The 16843-nt window shown below is 42.9% G+C and carries 13 protein-coding genes and 1 tRNA gene; 7 read left to right on the forward strand and 7 right to left on the reverse strand.

Annotation, left to right across the window (positions count from 1 at the left end; all coding sequences use genetic code 11):
- Positions 1-275: 275 nt before the first annotated feature.
- A complete protein-coding gene (locus AC1F2U_RS10815; RefSeq protein ID WP_322697507.1) occupies positions 276-608 on the reverse strand; it encodes a rhodanese-like domain-containing protein in 333 nt (110 codons plus the stop codon).
- 158 nt (positions 609-766) lie between these two features.
- On the opposite strand from AC1F2U_RS10815, the gene AC1F2U_RS10820 reads away from it, so the two are divergent.
- From AC1F2U_RS10820 to cysE, 3 genes are all read left to right on the forward strand, one after another.
- Positions 767-2428, forward strand: coding sequence for a DUF3352 domain-containing protein (locus AC1F2U_RS10820; RefSeq protein WP_480261114.1), 1662 nt, complete (start codon positions 767-769; stop codon positions 2426-2428).
- Positions 2429-2745: 317 nt separating this feature from the next.
- Positions 2746-3237, forward strand: coding sequence for a hypothetical protein (locus AC1F2U_RS10825; protein ID WP_480261115.1), 492 nt, complete (start codon positions 2746-2748; stop codon positions 3235-3237).
- A 172-nt stretch (positions 3238-3409) separates the two neighbouring features.
- Positions 3410-4174, forward strand: a complete 765-nt coding sequence (gene cysE, locus AC1F2U_RS10830) for a serine O-acetyltransferase (RefSeq protein ID WP_480261116.1) — start codon at positions 3410-3412, stop codon at positions 4172-4174.
- Positions 4175-4288: 114 nt separating this feature from the next.
- On the opposite strand, the gene AC1F2U_RS10835 is transcribed toward cysE, so the two are convergent.
- Positions 4289-4873 (reverse strand): Npun_F5749 family FMN-dependent PPOX-type flavoprotein, encoded by a 585-nt coding sequence (locus AC1F2U_RS10835; protein ID WP_480261117.1) that lies wholly within the window; start codon positions 4871-4873, stop codon positions 4289-4291.
- Positions 4874-5081: 208 nt separating this feature from the next.
- Between AC1F2U_RS10835 and AC1F2U_RS10840 the strand changes: the two genes are divergently transcribed.
- The 4 genes from AC1F2U_RS10840 to AC1F2U_RS10855 all read left to right on the forward strand — a co-directional run bounded on the left by AC1F2U_RS10840 (position 5082) and on the right by AC1F2U_RS10855 (position 11324).
- Positions 5082-5408, forward strand: a complete 327-nt coding sequence (locus tag AC1F2U_RS10840; RefSeq protein ID WP_480261323.1) for a hypothetical protein — start codon at positions 5082-5084, stop codon at positions 5406-5408.
- Complete coding sequence (locus AC1F2U_RS10845) at positions 5409-9236, forward strand: tetratricopeptide repeat protein (RefSeq protein ID WP_480261119.1); 3828 nt, start codon at positions 5409-5411, stop codon at positions 9234-9236.
- A 132-nt stretch (positions 9237-9368) separates the two neighbouring features.
- Complete coding sequence (locus AC1F2U_RS10850) at positions 9369-9914, forward strand: hypothetical protein (RefSeq protein ID WP_480261120.1); 546 nt, start codon at positions 9369-9371, stop codon at positions 9912-9914.
- 66 nt (positions 9915-9980) lie between these two features.
- On the forward strand, positions 9981-11324 hold the full coding sequence (locus AC1F2U_RS10855; protein ID WP_480261121.1) for a TMEM143 family protein: 1344 nt from the start codon (positions 9981-9983) through the stop codon (positions 11322-11324).
- Positions 11325-11431: 107 nt separating this feature from the next.
- Here the strand turns inward: AC1F2U_RS10855 and AC1F2U_RS10860 are convergent, their stop codons facing one another.
- The 5 genes from AC1F2U_RS10860 to AC1F2U_RS10880 all read right to left on the reverse strand — a co-directional run bounded on the left by AC1F2U_RS10860 (position 11432) and on the right by AC1F2U_RS10880 (position 16455).
- Entirely contained in the window at positions 11432-11740 is a 309-nt protein-coding gene (locus AC1F2U_RS10860) for a KGK domain-containing protein (protein WP_292862268.1), read from the reverse strand.
- A gap of 312 nt (positions 11741-12052) precedes the next feature.
- Positions 12053-13114, reverse strand: a complete 1062-nt coding sequence (gene ccsB / locus AC1F2U_RS10865; protein ID WP_335089690.1) for a c-type cytochrome biogenesis protein CcsB — start codon at positions 13112-13114, stop codon at positions 12053-12055.
- Between the two features lie 188 nt (positions 13115-13302).
- Positions 13303-15072: a DUF3352 domain-containing protein gene (locus AC1F2U_RS10870; protein ID WP_480261122.1), complete on the reverse strand. Its 1770-nt coding sequence runs from the start codon at positions 15070-15072 to the stop codon at positions 13303-13305.
- A gap of 475 nt (positions 15073-15547) precedes the next feature.
- Positions 15548-16177 carry a chorismate lyase gene (locus AC1F2U_RS10875; RefSeq protein WP_480261124.1) on the reverse strand — a complete coding sequence of 210 codons (630 nt, stop codon included), beginning with the start codon at positions 16175-16177 and terminating at the stop codon, positions 15548-15550.
- Positions 16178-16374: 197 nt separating this feature from the next.
- Positions 16375-16455: transfer RNA gene (locus AC1F2U_RS10880), tRNA-Leu, on the reverse strand.
- Positions 16456-16843 lie beyond the last annotated feature (388 nt).

The following is a 16843-nucleotide window of genomic DNA, read 5'->3' on the forward strand; positions in this document are numbered from 1 at the left end:
ACGAATCGTACTTGTCTTGAATGCTTTCTACTACCTGCTTATCAGACATATAAGCCTTTAATTCGGTTACATTCCGATCATCTAACCATTCGGCAAATTGTTCAAGTTATTTTTACATGATGCCTTAGAGCAATCCAACATTTTTGTGCAGATGTACTTGATGCCCAAATTTCAAACTTTCCGGCAAGCCTCTAAATTGATGTACTTCTATCTTTAGCATAGCAAAAGTCAGATGGAAGAGTAAGTTCCATCTGAATGATGTATCAGAGCAGAAGCTAATACTGGGGAATTGAAGGGTCTACTAATTGGGAATAGGCATCAATACCACCCGAAATATTTTGCACATTTGTAAAACCTTGAGCAATCAACCACTGACACATTTGAGCAGAGCGGATGCCGTGGTGGCATAACACTAAGGTTTCGGCTTCGGGATTGAACAGGGTAGGTACTCGATCTCCCCATTCAGCAAATTGACTTAAAGGTAGGTTAACAAAGCCCTCAATGCTAGCGATCGCTAATTCTTCTGGTTCACGCACATCTACTAGCTGAATACTTACATCACTAGAAGAAAGACGTTGCGCCAGTTCTTCTACACTAATTTGGTTCATGGGTTGACTAAAAGAATTCCCTATAAACAGTCCTAATCCTATTTATGGTGACAGAAAATCTCTGCCTTTGCATGAGTATCCATTCTCAAGAAGGTTGATTAATTCTGCTAGGCTTTCTGCTTAAATGGCTGTAAACCGTCTTTTTTAATAGGTTTAATGTGAATAGGCAACGTTCATTTATCGGTTTTATTGTAGCTGGGGCGATCGCCCTGCTAGTAATTGCGATCGCAGGCTTTTACTGGTTTTTCGCTAAAAGTCCGGCTAACCTCATTGCTTCTAGCTCTGGGCCTGGTGCAGCCATATTCGTGTCGAAACTTTCCCCTGCAATGGTTTCGTTATTGACGAATCCTGACCGTTTGCAGGCGTTGGAGCGCGAAGAGGAACTATCTAAACTCAAAACCAGTTTATTTGCCAAGAGTGGCATAGATTACAAACAAGACATTCAACCCTGGTTAGGGGACGAAATTACATTAGCGATCGCTACCTTAGATATCGATCGCGACCCCGAAAACGGACAACAGTCAGGGTATTTGTTGGCATTAGCAACCAAGCAACCGGAGAAAAGCCGCGAGTTTGTCGAATTGTTGTTTTCTAAACGAGCCTTAGCTGGTGCAAACTTAGCTGTTGAACAATATAAAGGTGTAAAACTGATTTCTGACAATTCCCAGCCAGAACAAGATTTACTTGCTGGTGCTGTTGTCGGTGAAAGCTTCGTCTTATTTGCCAACGATCCGAAAGTACTAAAAGATGCTATCAATAACGTCCAAGCGCCCGATCTGAATTTGACTAGCTCACCCGAATACCAAAAAGCTACTAAAGAACGGGTAGAAGGGGGATTAGCTGTAGCTTTCTTGAATCTTCCCATCGTGGCAAAATGGCAAGGGTTAGAGTTACCAGAACAACTTTATAACAGTCAAATCATATCCTTAGTGTTAAATCCTAAAGGATTGCTGGCAGAAACCACCATTTTGACTTCATCGGAAATTGTCCCTCCATCTGCACCGCTATCTAAACCTGTGGGAGCATTACAGTATGTTCCAGCATCCGCAGGTTTAGCAATTTCCGGCTCGAATTTGAGTAATTTGGCTGACAGTGATTTAGCTAAACTCTGGAAACAAGCAACAGCAACTATATATGGTTCTGAGGAAGATGTGGTTTCTCGATTAGCAAAACCTTTGGCAGATGTTCAAAAACGCTGGGGCATAAACTTACCAAAGGATATTTTTAGCTGGGTACAAGGAGAATATGCCATAGCATTGTTACCTGCGAAAGAGCAAACAACCCCACATTGGATTTTTGTGGTGGAAAAATCCGAGAGTGTGGAAAAAGGGGTTGCTCGATTAGATGCGATCGCCTCATCCAACGAACTCAGTATTAATACCCTGAATATAGACAAGCAAAAAATCTCCGCTTGGACAGAGTTAACCACAGCTACAAAAAAAAGTGATGTCAAAGAAGGAGCATCTTTCAGCATTGAAACAAAAGTGCGGGGATTGCATACAACTTTAGGAAATTACGAAATTTTTGCGTCTGACTTGGAGACGATGAATAAAATTCTCACAACCAAGGATAATTCCATAATTGACAATCCCAATTTCAAAGATAGTATCGCTGCAATTCCCCTACCAAACCAAGGCTATATATATCTTGATTGGACAAAGAGCCAGAATTTGTTAGAGCGTCAAGTACCGATTCTCAAACTAGTGGAAGTCTTAGGTAAACCATTTTTTAACAACCTGCGATCGCTCACAGTCAGTAGTTATGGAACTGACACGCGATCGCTCAAAGGTGGCGTTTTCTTCAAACTCCATAATTCGTGAGATTTTCATAAAAGCTCAAAGTAGAAAAGGGAAAAAATTCTTTTCCCTTCTCTACTTTCTTGCCTCATAATATTTACGTAGATATTCTGTAGCATTTGCTAATTAATGCCTTGATTGCCAAAATGACCTACTATCAACGGGCGCGATTTAATGTTGCTATCTAGATCGAGAAACAACCTAGCAATTAGCTGTCCACTTTTAAAAACATCAACTGTGGCACATTTGATTGTGGCACAACCAACTGAAATTTCACTGGAATTTTTTTACTAGAATATGTATATATCATCACTAATTTAAAAGCCTGTTGGAGGGCTACTATGAAATACTGTCGCCCCCGACTTCAGTTTCGCAGCGGTTGGCTGTTGGCTATACTTACCGCCATTACAGCTACCCCTGCAATAGCACAGACAGCAAACTTTGCCACTTTGAATTTATCAACAAACTTTGATTCAGCACAAGGAACAGTGCAGGGGTTTACAGGTGGTTCTTACTCATTGTCTGCCATAAGTAACCGCGATCGCGATCAAAAAGCTTGCATTGGCTTTGCCGATTCCAAACCAGATCACATTATGGTTTTGGAAAAGGACTTTTCTCAGCTAATAATCCAAGTTGATAGCAACAACAACGACACAACTTTAATCATCCAAGGTCCAGATCAAACAACAATTCGTTGCGGCGATGATACTGGTAAAAGTAAAGATGCTAGCGTTAGCGATCGCAACTGGAAACGTGGTACTTATCGGATTTGGGTAGGTACATTTAATCCTGGGGTCAAGCACGATTACACTCTGAAAGTGGAGCAGCAGTGAAGTGGGGATGGGGAAGATGAAGCAAGCAATGACGGCAGTTGCTCCACTTGGGGAGACCCCAAGACCGCACTACCTCCCCAATGCCCCATTCCCAATGCCCAATTTTTATGTGTAACACCTGAGAGGATAATATGGGAGAGTAGCTTGTTGTGCTTTCCGAGGGTGCTATCTCGTGCTATCTATACTGCGTGCTGACTTTCGTATCATATTTGAACGTGACCCAGCTGCCCGTAACTGGTTGGAAGTTTTATTTTGTTACCCTGGTTTGCAAGCCCTATTATTCCATAGGCTGGCTCACTGGCTGTATAGTATTGGTCTTCCCTTTATTCCGCGCCTGATTTCTCATTTGGCTAGGTTTTTGACTGGAATTGAAATCCACCCTGGTGCAACAATTGGGCAAAGTGTGTTTATTGACCACGGGATGGGTGTAGTAATTGGTGAAACTGCGATCGTTGGAGACTATGCTCTAATTTATCAAGGTGTCACCCTTGGGGGTACTGGTAAAGAATGCGGTAAGCGCCATCCTACTGTGGGTGAAAACGTCGTAGTCGGAGCTGGAGCGAAGGTACTGGGCAATATCCAAATTGGCAATAATGTCCGTATTGGTGCTGGTTCTGTTGTTTTAAGAGATGTACCTTCAGACTGTACAGTGGTAGGTGTGCCTGGGCGCATTATGTATCGTTCTGGAGTTCGGGTTTCACCTCTTGAACACAATAACTTACCAGATTCAGAAGCTCAAGTAATTCGTGCTTTAGTAGACCGGATTGAAGCGTTGGAAGAACAAATACAAACTCTTCAGCGCACCAATTCTTCAGAAAAAACTCCTGTTTTGGTGGGTGGTTTAGCAGCGAAAGAGGATGAGCTAACCCACGATACTCGCTGGTGCAACCTGAAGGATAAGGCTATTCAGGAATTTCTAGATGGTGCTGGCATTTAAAAGAGTGAGAAGTTAAGAGTGAGGAGTGAGGAATAAAAATCATAAATGCAGGTTTGCAGTTTCCAACTCCTAATTCCTGTAGAGACGCAATTAATCGCGTCTCTATTCCAATATTTAAGGATTAATCGCTTGGCTAGACCACTCTTGCCGATCATTACGGTGATAAAGACATCGATTTTGTGGTTCGCCGCGTAATTCTAAGTGATCTACCTGCACTGGATCGAGTAGCAGTAGACAAAAATTAGGCACTGGCTGTACGGGTTCGGGTGCTGGTGGTGCAAAAGCTTCTGGGTTTTCAACTCTGAGTTTTCCAGGATGCGGCCAAGCAAACTGTAAACGCGCCGCATCACTCAATTCTTGCCACATTGCGATCCGGGCTGGCTGTAAATTGTGGTCAAAATCATCACCGCTTACTAGGGTCAAACAACCAGTTATGCGGAATTGTTCTCGTGTATTGGGGAAGTACCAGCAAATTTCTGCCCAAGGTTGTTGCTGTATTTGGTCGGCTTTGGCGCTACGATTATCGGTGATAAATTTTAGCTGGTTTGTATCTTCCAGAAAGCCGCGAAAGACTAGGGTACGATTAGCGGGGCGACCGTTTGCCTGTACTGTTGCCAATTGCAGGTAACGGGCATAAACAAGGCTACGGTTGCGATGGAGTGCATGAGCGATCGCACCTCGCCAAGGAGCAAGAGACATATTAATTCGTAATTCGTAATTCGTAATTCGTAATTTTTGAAAGTCAGATTTAATCTGGGTTTCCAGGTTTGGGTCTGTTGCCTTATTTTAGACAATTGGTACAACACTAAGTAAATAATTTTGTAATCGTCTCTGTGTCTTTGCATAAAGCTGATCGCCAATTCAATGCAGAATATACAGTATGTTGTATAAATTCGTAGGTGATTTAATGGCAGGAATTCAAGTCGGTATTGAGGGTGAAGGCGCACCAGCAGCAGCCGAGGCTTTGCTAGAAATTCCTGGAATATCGGGAAGCTATGAAGTTCCGACGCAAAGAGAGGGAACTTTAGCGGCGATCGCAACTATTATTGGCATTGTAGGTGGTGTTGCGGCTTTAGCTGAACAAATTCGCAAATGGTATCAAGAATGGCATAAATCTCATCCTGGGAAGCAATTTGATGTAGTAATTCTTGACCCTGATACTGGAAACAGGATTTTACTCGAAGAAGCTACTATAGAGGAAATCACGGAAATCCTCAAATCTATCAGCAAATAAGTGCAAACTATCCGCATTCAACTTCGGGAAAGTACGCAGAAAACTGTTGAACTCAGGTATTGGCTACCTCAAATAAAGCACTATGAATCACGTCGTCTGAAATTAGCAGAAATCGCTGATTTACTCAAGCAAGGCGAACGAGATTACTATAAACTGCTGCCCAATTTACCAGGAATCGGGAAGCAGTTATTTTTTTGGTTGGATGGGGATGGACGGTGGTTGAGTCGGGGAATTGCTAACTGTCGCGGTGAGGGGTTGGTAATTGCTATTGATACCGATCAAAAACTGGCACATCTACCTTGGGAAGTGCTGCATGATGGTGAGGATTTTTTGGTGAAGCGGGTTAATCCAGTGGTGTTACCTCTGCGCTGGATTGAGAAGGAAACGGAAGCGTTTTCTGTGGAAGCACGACAATTGCGAGTATTGTTTATGGCAACCGATCCGGAAGATGTGCAACCAAAGTTAGAGTTTGAACAGGAAGAAGCGAGAATTCTGGCTGATACGCGAGATTTTGCTGTAGATTTGCGGGTGGAAGAAAGCGGTTGCGTTAGCGAGTTGGGTAAGGTGTGGAGTCGCTATTTTAATGACTTTGATGTGTTTCACCTCACAGGACACGCGTCAATTAAAGATGAAGCACCTTACACGCCTTACTTTATCACTGAGACGGAAATCGGCGATCGCCACGAAACCACAGCCGCAGAACTGGCGGAAGTCTTTCGGTTTCGCTTTCCCAAGTTGGTGTTTTTGTCTGGGTGTCGGACTGGACAAGCAGCAGATAAGGGCGCTGTCCCTTCTATGGCTGAGGCACTTATTGAACAAGGGGCGATCGCTGTTTTAAGTTGGGGGCGGCCTGTGGAAGATCGGACAGCCACAGCCGCCGCCGCGCACCTCTACGGCAAATTGGCAGCCGGATATCAATTAGCACAAGCACTCGCTAGCACTTACCAGCAGTTGTTTAAACAGAAAGTGCGTGACTGGCATTTGTTGCGGTTATATGTCCAGGGAGAATGTCCGGGTGCGTTGGTGGAAGTGTTGGGAGATGTGCCACCCTCTGCGCCGGAACCTGCATACCAACAGTTTTTAGATCCCGATACCCAACAGGTGCGGGTGGCGAAATCCTCTGAGTTTGTTGGGAGACGGCGGAATTTGCAACGTTGTCTCAAAGCAATTCGCACTTCATTAGGGGTACTAATTCACGGATTGGGGGGTGTGGGTAAAAGTACTGTGACGGCGCGACTTCTGGAAAGGATGGTTGGCTATCACAGGCTGGTGAACTTTCGGCAACTGGATGAGGACAAACTGTTCAAAACCCTTGCTGAACAATGTACCTCGGAACGGGGGCATGAAATTCTCAATGGCAAGTTACCGTTGATGCAGCGCCTCACCAAGTTTTTCACTGAAGGACTGAATACCAAAGAACAGCGCTTTGCTTTTGTGCTGGATGACTTTGAGGCTAATTTGGAATTACGAAATGGGGTTTATGTCTTGCAACCACAAGTTGTGGATGTACTGCTGGCGTTGCTGAAGGCGATGCAAAATTCCCAACTTCCCCACAAGGTAATTATTACCTGTCGCTACGATTTCCCATTGTCGGAACTGAATCATCGTCTGTACCGCGAACCTCTGGGTGCTTTGGGTGGGGCAGATTTAATTAAAAAGTATAATCGTCTGGATTCGTTTAATGGCAGTTGGCAATTTCAGCCAGATTTGCCGGAACGTGCCAAAAAAGCAGCAGATGGAAATCCTCGGCTGTTGGAATGGTTAGATAAGATTTTGCAAAATTCCCAGAACTCGCCAGAAGCGGAGAGGGGAGTTGAGATGATTCTGCAAAAGATGGCAGAAAAGGAAAAGGAATTTCGTGAGGATATTTTGGCACAGGTATTGCTGAAGCAGCAAACTCCAGCTTTGCGTCAAATGCTGGGGAAGTTGTTGGTGTATGAGTTACCTGTTCCTCAAGCTGCTATTGACCCGATTTGTGAGGATATCTCAAGTTGGGAAAGTCATAAGCAACGCGCTGAAATTTTGGGTTTGTTGGAAGTTACCCTCACCAACAACAAAGAGAGGTTGTATCGTGTTCCCCGAATTTTGTCACCGTTGCTAGATCCAGAAAACCCCAATGGTGAAGAGTTGTATAAACAAGCTGTACAAATTTTGTATCGTCTGTGGTGGGAAGAGGCAGAAACTTCTACGGAAGCACAAAAGTTAGAAATTCATCGCTTGGCGTTGCTGGGGAAGGATGAAAGAATCGCAGCGAAAATAGCTAGTTCATTGGCAGATAACTGGAAAAATCAAAGCCGTTTTTGGGAAGCAATACATCTGTGCAAATCAACCTTAGAAATTACTAAAAACCATAGTGTTCTAAGAGAAATTGCTTATTGTGAACACCAAATGGGTGAGGTTGATCAAGCATTAAACTATTACGAACAAGCTTTAAATCTTTGTCCCGCAGAAGACGAAGGAGAATTAGCAGCAATTTATAATCATTTAGGAACACTAAAAGCTGACAAAGGGGAAGTGGATGAAGCGATCGCACTCTACAATCAGTCTTTGGAAATAAATGAACGCATTAGTAATGTCCAAGGCAAAGCAGCGACGTTGCACTGTCTGGCAATTATCTACGCCAACAAAGGGGATGTGGATGAAGCGATCGCACTCTACAATCAGTCTTTGGAAATAAAAGAACGCATTGGTGATGTCCAAGGCAAAGCGGCGACGTTGCACCAACTGGCAGGTATCTACGCCAACAGAGGGGAAGTGGATGAAGCGATCGCACTCTACAATCAGTCTTTGGAAATAACTAAACGCATTGGTGATGTCCAAACCAAAGCGGCGACATTGCACCAACTGGCAGGTATCTACGCCGACAAAGGAGATGTGGATGAAGCGATCGTACTCTACAAGGAGTCTTTGGAAATAACAGAACGCATTGGTGATGTCAAAACCAAAGCAGCGACATTGCACCAACTAGGAATGATCTACGCTAACAAAGGAAAAGTAGATCAAGCGATCGCACTCTACAATCAGTCTTTGGAAATAACAGAACGCATTGGTGATGTCCAAAGCAAAGGGGCGATGTTGAGCAATCTGGGAATTCTTTACGCCAACAAAGGAGAAGTGGATGAAGCGATCGCACTCTACAATCAGTCTTTGGAAATAACAGAACGCATTGGTAATGTCCAAGGCAAAGCGGCAACGTTGAACAATCTGGGAATTCTTTACGCCAACAAAGGGGAAGTGGATGAAGCGATCGCACTCTACAATCGGTCTTTGGAAATAATTGAACGCATTGGTAATGTCCAAGGTAAAGCGGCGACGTTGCACCAACTGGCAGGTATCTACGCCAACAAAGGGGAAGTGGATGAAGCGATCACACTCTACAATCAGTCTTTGGAAATAAATGAACGCATTGGTAATGTCCAAGGCAAAGCGGCGACGTTGCACCAACTGGCAGGTATCTACGCCAACAAAGGGGAAGTAGATGAAGCGATCGCACTCTACAATCAGTCTTTGGAAATAAATGAACGCATTGGTAATGTCCAAACCAAAGCGGCGACGTTGCACCAACTGGCAGGTATCTACGCCAACAAAGGGGATGTGGATGAAGCGATCGCACTTTTTAATGAGTCTTTGGAAATAAGAGAACGCATTGGAGATGTCCAAGGCCAAGCAATGACTCTGTGGTGGTTAGGACATTTGGCAGAACAGCAGGGTGAATACACTAAAGCGATATCTTATTTGCAACCAGCTTTAGAGATTTTGCAGCGATTCAAGTCACCGGATGCTGAAAGTGTGAGTGCAAGTCTTGATAGGGTAATGCGTAATTCATAATTCGTAATTCGTAATGCGTAATTCGTAATTACTGAAAGATTTTTGTCTCACGCAAAGGTGCAAAGGCGCAAAGAAGAAGGCAAGAGTGTAATTTAAGTAAATGAAAACTGCTGTAATAAGGCTTTGATACTCGTGAGCGAGTCTTTGATACTCGTGGACGAGCCTTTAATACTCGCGGACGAGTCTTTGATACTCGCGGACGAGTCTTTGATACTCGCGGACGAGTCTTTGATACTCGTGGACGAGTCTTTGATACTCGTGGACGAGTCTTTGATACTCGCGGACGAGTCTTTGATACTCGTGGACGAGTCTTTGATACTCGTGAATGAGTCTTTGAACTCCATTAATGAACCTCGGAGTTTCATTCGTGAACCTCGGAGCTTCGTTGATGAACCTTTGAGCTTTATTCGTGAACCTCAGAGCTTTGCTGATGAACCTCAAAGCTTCGTTAATGAGTTTTTACAGCAATTCAGGAGAGAGAATCAGGATCTACCTCAAGCGATGTCTACGACGGGCTACGCCTACGCACTTTTCAATCAGTCTTTGAAAATAACAGAACGCATTGGAGATGTGCAAGGCAAAGCAAATATCCCTACTTACTTTTTCCCTCGGCTCAGGAAAAAACTGCTAGATTTACCACCCAAGATACTAGAATTTAGTTGCCAATTGAAGACATAATGTCTTATGGTCGCCGTTTTCGTGGGATGTGGCAAACCCTAGTTAGATTCTGATTCATCTTTGAATATGGCTGTTTCCGAAAATAGAGAAGCGTTTATTCCCTTCACTCGCAGTGATATTATCAAACTTTGCCTGCAAGACGGTCAGCTAGATGAAGCTGATGTCAAAAAATTTCAAGATTTCTGCCAAATCCTCATTGCATACTATCACTTTCGCTTCTACAAAACCTTAGAAGTTATCAAAGATAACTACGTTCCCTTTAACCCTAATGCAGAGATTCAACCAATAACTCCACCAACATTCGAGCAATATGATGACATGGAGTTGAAAGTAGTTGAAGCCTTTGGGCATATTGTCGAAAAAGCTAACTATATTCTTTTGCCTGAATCGATTTTAAAACGAGCGCTGGCAACCAAATCTCTAATTGAATTGAAAACTCAAGTAAATTTTGAGGACTTTGACCGCTTGATTTGTTATTACCGGGGTGATAATTCTAAAAAAATTTCGGTAAAAAAATTATTCTTTTGGCAAGAAGAAAAGACAATTGAGATTTTTGAACGGATTGTTTTATTAGTCAAGTTCAAAGAAGCTTCTTACTTTCGGGCGAAGAAAGACAAGATCCAAGAATTAAAATTCATTCCCGGTAAGATGTATGTTTACTTCTATAAAAATATTCCCAAACTAGATGTTGACTTAATCTTTCCCAATGTAAAAACAAGTATGACCTGGAAAGATCGGTTACTATTTGGAATTCCGGCAATAGGCGCGGCAATTCCTTTGCTATTAAGAACATTGCCGAATTTATTATTGCTAGTTGCGGCAATTTTACTAGTATTAAACGTTACTTCTCTGATTGAATTATTAAATGTAGAGTTGGATAAAGTCAGAAATTTTATGCCCGTCTTGGTGGCAGCTTTATCATTAGCGATCGCTTTGGGTGGATTTGCTTTTACGCAATACAATAATTACAAAAATAAAAAAATTAGATTTCAGAAAATTGTAACTGATACGCTATTTTTCCAGAATTTAGCTAACAATCATAGTGTGTTTCAAATGTTTATGGAATTAGCAGAAGAAGAAGAATGTAAGGAAATTATTCTGGCATACTATCATTTACTTACTAGCCCCACAGCATTAACTCCTCAACAATTAGATTCTCGCATCGAAACTTGGATGGACAAGAAATTAGGTACAAAGATTAACTTTGATATTCAAGGGCCTCTAAGCAATCTAGAAGATATTCGCGGTCAAGTAATTCAAAATAGCGAAACAACAGACAATGTACCAGAAATTCCTTTACTAGCCTACGATCGCCAAGGAGCATGTCACGTTTTACCCTTGGATGATGCGAAAGCAGTGATTGATTATGTTTGGGATAATGCCTTTCAATATAACGCTAATTTAGCATGATAAATTTACCGTTTTTCAGTTGTTAGTACATCCTATTTTCTTTGCAAACATAAAGAGTATCAAAACCCTACTTCTTAAAGAAGCAGGGTTATTTTGCTCATTGAGTATTAGTTTTCCACTTGTTTGAGTTTTTGAAAAATTTCATCAAGTGGTGACTCAGATTCATCAGGACAAAATTCTAAAGCAAGTCTGACTTTTCCTTTTTTCCATCCCATAGTACTAAATTGTAAAACTTCACAATTTAATCCTTGAGTATACAAGTTTACTTCATCCGTTTCTTCTGCTCCAACATATTCCTTAATTGCTGTAATCAAATCACGGACTTTAAAGGTTTTAGCAATATTTAACTTATTAAAAGTGTCTGGTTCTATAGACACAACTTCATCATGGTTTAGTATCTCGAATCCATCTTCCATAAAAATCTCCTGTCAATAAATCTATATTTTCCAGAGATATAACAGTTCATCCGAAATAAAATGATAATTTAGTCATTAGTCATTGGTCATTAGTCATTGGTCATTAGTCCCTGGTCGTTATCAGTAATAATTTTTGTCTGGCGCAATCGCTCTTAGCGATCTTGTAAGAGTAGGGGCAAAGAAAAACTCTGCCCTCCTGTGCGTTTCAACTTAAATACTTAACTCACCATAGTTTTACGCAAGATTTTACTAAGTCCTGAGTTATGAGTAAAAGCAAAATACTCAATACTCAGTACTGTCTTAGTGAGATTTTTAGAAAAACCAACCGTAAGAATGCAAACCTTTACCCAAAAGATTCACACCGAGATAGCAAACCCAAACAACAAGCAAGCCGGCGGAGGCTAAAATTGCCGGACGACGCCCTTGCCAACCGCGAGTAATTCTGGCGTGAAGGTAGGCGGCAAATACTAACCAGGTAATTAATGCCCAAGTTTCTTTCGGATCCCAACTCCAGTAGGAACCCCAGGCTTCGTTAGCCCAAACGCCACCGGCAATGATGCCAATTGTCAGCAGGGGAAATCCTAGTCCGATGATGCGATAGCTGATGTTATCGAGGGTTTCAGCAAGGCTAAGGCGCTGGGGTGAAAGAGGTTCAGCAGATGCTACGGCTTGAGATTCAGGCGTAGTTACTAAATTCAAAACAGCAGTGTTTCCGTTACCGTTGCCGTTGCTACTAGTTTCAAAACGGGCAAAGCCGTTATTTTCAACAGCAGGGGTTGGTGGTTGAGAAATTAGTTCAGTGGCTTTGTGCAAGCGGTAGCCGTTGCTGCGATAGCCACCAGTACCAACAGAACTGCCTTGTAGTTGGATATTTTGACCGCGAGTGACAATTAAAAAAGCGATCGCTAATAATGAACCCACCATCAAAGCAGAATAACTCAACATCATGACGCTGACATGCATCATCAACCAATTTGACTTCAAGGCAGGTACTAGGGGTTCTGACGCTTGCATCTGGGATGGGAGTGTCATGGTAGCAAAAGCTGCGATCGCCATTGCCACCGGAGCTGTTGCAACTCCTACTAAACGGCTACGGCTACTATTTTCAGCAATCAGATGAACGGCGGTAATTCCCCAAGTTAAGAAAAATAGAGATTCATAGAGATTACTTAAGGGAAAGTAACCAGCTTCGATCCATCGTGCCCCTAGTAGAGTAGCAATGCACAAATTTGCGATCGCCATCCCAGCTGTCCCCAAAGCGGCTAGATAAGGCAGATTTGGAAAAGCCGCTCCTCCCCAATACACCAGCATTGTTAGGAATAATATGGCAAAGGACGCATTGTCCAGCCAGTTCTGGAGTACAACCAAATTCATAAAGTGTTCTCTCCGTGGATGATTTAAAATATCGATTCTGACTGTTTTGATCCTATATGTTAAGAGGGGAATCGGGAATGGGGCATTGGGGATTGGGCACAAGAGGCAGAGGTGCAGAGGGGAAAAACTTACTGTAACTTCTCCTTGGTCACTGAGCGTAGCCGAAGTGCTGCTCCCCTGCCCACTCCCTATTTAACAGAGTTACTCTTACTCCCTTCTGGACTAGGCAATGTAGTCGCGTTAGTAACTTTTTTAAGTTCGATAAAAATATCGTAACGGTTACTGCGATTGTCACTGACAGCAGATGTCATCCCAATTGTGCGCGTTGCATCTAGCAAAGTTTCTTGATTGGGAATTAGAGTTGGTAAAGGGAAATTTTTCACAGTTCGTTCCACATCCAGGAAAAATTGACCATTCGTCGGATTAGGTTCTGTAGGAACTGTTTGCTGGAAGGGAAGAGTGCCAGCTAGTGTGTAGTTGGGTTTGGGAACAATTTTATCCGCGATCGGAGCGCCCACTATCAGAAAAGCGACATCTCCATCTAACCAACCGTGGGTTGCAGTTAACGTACCATAAGGTGATACCCAGTTAACAACGGGTTGACCTGCGACTTTCCCCGGTTGCACTTGGAATTGGTATTGATTTTTCATCACTTCATCCAGCTTACTGATGGATGCTTCAGCTGATTTGCGTAGACTTTGCCCCCCGTAGGCATCGCTTGTCTGTACCATGAACAGCAAACCCGCACGAAAATCATTTGGCGAACCTTCTTTTGGAGTAGCAGGAATTACTGATAAGGAAAACTCCCCTTTCATCCAACTAAGCAAATCCTTCTCCAAATCGAGATCGGTAAGAGATTTTATCCCACCTCTAATCTGTTCTGGTGCGATCGGTGATAAAGGATTTCCCTGAGATGTTAAAACATAGTCTCTCCACAACCTCTGTAAGTTACCACCAGTAAGCATCATTAAGGTTTCGGCTGGTATGCGGCTTTGCATTTTCCCAGCTTTGTTTTCCACCACCAGCACACGTTGGCTATTAGGATTTAACCAAGAAACGCCCTTGAAACGGATTCCTTCTGACTCTAAGGTTATTGTCCCGGCTAAACCTTGGTTATTTTGCAGTTGAGCCAAAACTTGAGCAGGTAAAGGACGGTTTGGAGAAGCCGCAGCTATTTTCGCTGCTGTTGGCACATTGATATAAAACTGTCCAAAGGGTTGGTAATTGGCAATTTTCGGGAAATTCTCAGTAAAGCCTCCTGTTGTAGCTAGGGATGTTTTATTTTTATAAGCATCAATCGCTCGTTCTGTGGCTTTAGGACTATCAGTTATGACTAAAAAACGCCCATCTAGTAATGCAGCCGAGAAGTTTTGCCCTGCTTGTCCCTCACTTTGTTTGATGGCGATCCCTTGATAAGTACGATCGCTCCATTTGCCTTGTTTAAGGATATTGGGTTGTGCCAAAATACTTTTGGCGATTTCTGAATTTTTTACTGGCAATACCATTACCATCGACTGCTGATCGCTAGCAGCATCTTCATTGGTGGTAACTGGTTTGGGTGCAGGTTTATTGCCTATTGTTGGGGCAAGAATTGCGATCGTCACGTCATCGCCTACCCAAGGAGCGATATCTTTTTGGAAGTCGTAACCATTATTAGTGAGAAAGCGATCGCGTAACTGGACTAAATTTTTGTCCAGTTCTGTTTGGGTTTCTTTTGTCCCAAACTGCCGCAATTTCTGCCACTGCTGGGGATCTGTTGTTAAGGAAACCGCAAACAGGGCATCACCAGGAATAATATTTGCACCTACTAGCAAATCGCTAGAAGACATTTGTCTCTGGGCCAACAACCAGTAGGCTACACTCCCCGCACCAATCAATAACCCAGCAGCCGAGAGCGTCAGCACCAGAGACGGTTTCTTATTTTTCTTCATCTGAACAGACACAAGAGGCGGTGCCATTGAAACCTATACCTCATATTTCCAAACTCATTACTTGCTGAATTGGTTAAGTCAACCAAAAAGTTTCTTGCGATCTATCTAAGGTAGTTAATTTCATAAATTTTTCCACCATAGACATTGATGATATTTCGGTAATCAACCGTTCTCTACTGTTTCAAAGCGGTGTTTTAGTGGTTAGTTACCTTTTTTAACACGCTTTATTGAATTTCGCAGGACATTCCTTTAAAGTCTCCAAAAGTTAACATCCTTCATTTCAAGCACTTTGAGGATATAACTAACTTGGGCATTGCTGCAAGTAATCAGTAAACCAGACTAACTTCTATTTATAGAGCTTCCATCTGTGATGTTGACTCGATTTAAGCAAGATAAATTCAGTGTCCGGTATTTTACATAGATTACTCATCTTCAAAGTCATTAATGTAAAATTCCCCTGGTCTGGGACACACTGCAAAAGATGCAAAACTTTTAAATAAGACTATGCCTCAGCATTAGCAGCGCTCAACTGCATAGGCCCCAAATATTTGGTTAAATAAGGTGAAAAAACTTCATAAATTAATGTCAGTGGTTGCCCATGATGCCAAAACAAGTAGTGGCGACCCCAAAAAGGCCCAGTTACACCAAAACCGGACTCTAGTGCCAATGAGTCACCGTAGTAAATTCCTCGAACATCCCGATACAATTCTGTGCGAAGACGAGCTAAACTTGCCCAAATTGGTAATGAACGGTTTTGTAAATACTCATCGACATGACTGGCTTCCCACCACGAAGTAGCATAGGCTAATCGTTGACCAGAAGCGGTACGCAGCCATACTTGTCGTCGTAATCGCGGTTCTGGGACAGCTTGGATTAACTCAGGAGCAGCATCCAAGTCGATGCCAATTAATGACATATCAATAACATCTACTTCTACAGGCTCACCTGTGAGCAATTCTAAGTGACGTGTTGGAGAGCCGTCACCCAAGAGCATTAGCTGCCATGCAGGTGCTAGCTGAGTGTGAGGTAAACTTTGTTGAATTATTTCCTCCCCTCCTTGCCAAATCGGAGTGAGGCGATGCCAAGCTGGTGGCAGTGTTAGGTTGTTTGTCGGCGTAAAAGAAATAGTCAATGCTTTTTACAAAACTTCACCTATTTCTATAAAAGCATAAAAAACTAGTACTTTGACAAGGCAATGCTTAATATGTAGTAAGCACTGAGTGGTTCCGAAAAGGACTAAAGTCTTCACTACAAACTTAATATTTAAGGGTCAATAGTCTAAGGTTTTTTGACCTATGACTATTGACCCTATGCTTAAACAAGCAAAAATGCGGATGGGGAGACTCGAACTCCCAAGGCAAAGCCACACGCACCTCAAGCGTGCGCGTATACCAATTCCGCCACATCCGCATGGTTTCTCTAAGAATAGACTATAGCATAAGAAAATAATTATAGTAAGGTGATATCTAAATTCAGTTGCTCAAAAATATAAATTTTCTCAAGGCGGTATCAGACTGACAGAAATTTAGCAGCTGTACAAGAGATATTGAAAAGGGTAGAGCTACTGTGTTCGGCGGGGTGCGATCGCGTATCCGTCTGCGGTAGGTGGTGTCGACGACAGGCTATGACGCTCGTTAGCGACGTAGGAGCGTCTGACTCGCTATCGGCTTCGCAAAAGCCCAGCTTGGTAGTCTAGCCAAGACTTACAGCAGCAATGTTGTTAGTGTAGTAAGACCCGTAGAGGCAGCAAGCCTGCACATCTTGCGTTTGCTTAGAATCAGGGTGGCGAATCTCCTGC

This window comes from Nostoc sp. LEGE 12454, assembly GCF_056620565.1.